1 protein-coding gene and 1 riboswitch are annotated in these 1412 nt (G+C 63.0%); the gene reads left to right on the plus strand.

Features of this window, described 5'->3' with window-relative positions; genetic code table 11:
- A riboswitch (SAM riboswitch) is annotated at positions 1-95 on the minus strand. This riboswitch is flagged as partial in the annotation.
- 156 nt (positions 96-251) lie between these two features.
- Positions 252-1412, plus strand: a 1161-nt coding sequence (locus AC2VON_RS25670) for an NADP-dependent isocitrate dehydrogenase (RefSeq protein ID WP_486955327.1), incomplete at its 3' end; no start/stop codon positions are given.

Genomic DNA, 1412 nt, shown 5'->3' on the forward strand with positions numbered 1-1412 from the left:
GCGGCTACATCAACCCGGTCATCACCCGGGGCACCCCACCGCGGTTGGAGGGTTGCCGGCCAGCAAGCCGGGGCTTGACGCTGGCGCTCATGACCGCTGTGTAGCCTACCGCATCCTGCCGATGATGCGCCAGCGGGCCAGGCTGCCCCATAGCGCTCCTTGTAGGGTGGGCGTCGCGAGCGGTACCCGCCCGAAAGCTCACACGGCTGCCCACAAGGCGACCGTCATGCGGAGGAGGAATCGGACTCAACATGTCCAACGGATCCAAGATCAAAGTCCAAGGCACCGTGGCAGAACTCGATGGCGACGAAATGACGCGCGTCATCTGGCGGCTGATCAAAGAAATGCTGATCCTCCCGCACCTCGACATCAACCTCGACTACTACGACCTGAGTATCGAGCACCGCGATGCCACCGACGACCAGGTCACCATCGACTCGGCGTATGCGATCAAAAAGCATGGGGTGGGTGTCAAGTGCGCCACCATCACCCCCGACGAGGCCCGGGTGAAAGAGTTCAACCTCAAGCACATGTGGCTCTCGCCGAACGGAACGATCCGCAACATTCTGGGCGGCACAATCTTTCGCGAGCCTATCTTGATTTCCAATGTGCCGCGGCTGGTTCCGGGCTGGACCAAGCCTATCGTCATCGGCCGACATGCCTTCGGCGACCAGTACCGGGCGACCAATTTCAAGGTGGACCGGCCCGGCAAGGTGTCGATCACCTTCACCCCCGCCGACGGCAGCGAGCCGGTCGTGCACGAGATGGTGAGCATCCCCGAGGACGGTGGTGTGGTGATGGGGATGTACAACTTCAAGGCATCCATCCAGGACTTTGCCCGCGCCTCGTTCTCGTTCGGGCTGCAGGAGCAGTATCCGGTTTATTTGTCCACCAAGAACACCATCCTCAAGGCCTACGACGGCATGTTCAAAGACGAGTTCCAGCGCATCTACGACGAGGAGTTCAAGGACAGGTTCGAGGCGGCCGGACTGTTCTACGAGCACCGGCTGATCGACGACATGGTGGCCGCCTGCCTGAAGTGGGAGGGCGGCTACGTCTGGGCATGCAAGAACTACGACGGCGACGTGCAGTCCGACACCGTCGCCCAGGGCTACGGGTCGCTGGGGCTGATGACGTCGGTGCTGATGACCGCCGACGGCAAGACCGTCGAGGCCGAAGCTGCACACGGCACCGTCACCCGGCACTTCCGCCAGTACCAGGCCGGCAAGCCCACCTCCACCAACCCGATCGCATCGATCTTCGCGTGGACCCGCGGGTTGCAGCACCGCGGCAAGCTGGACAACACCCCCGAGGTGATCGGGTTCGCCGAGAAGCTCGAAGAGGTCGTCGTCGGCACGGTCGAGGGCGGGCAGATGACCAAGGACCTGGCGCTGCTGATCGGCCCGGATCAG

The sequence above is a fragment of the Mycobacterium sp. TH-M82 genome, assembly GCF_057473605.1.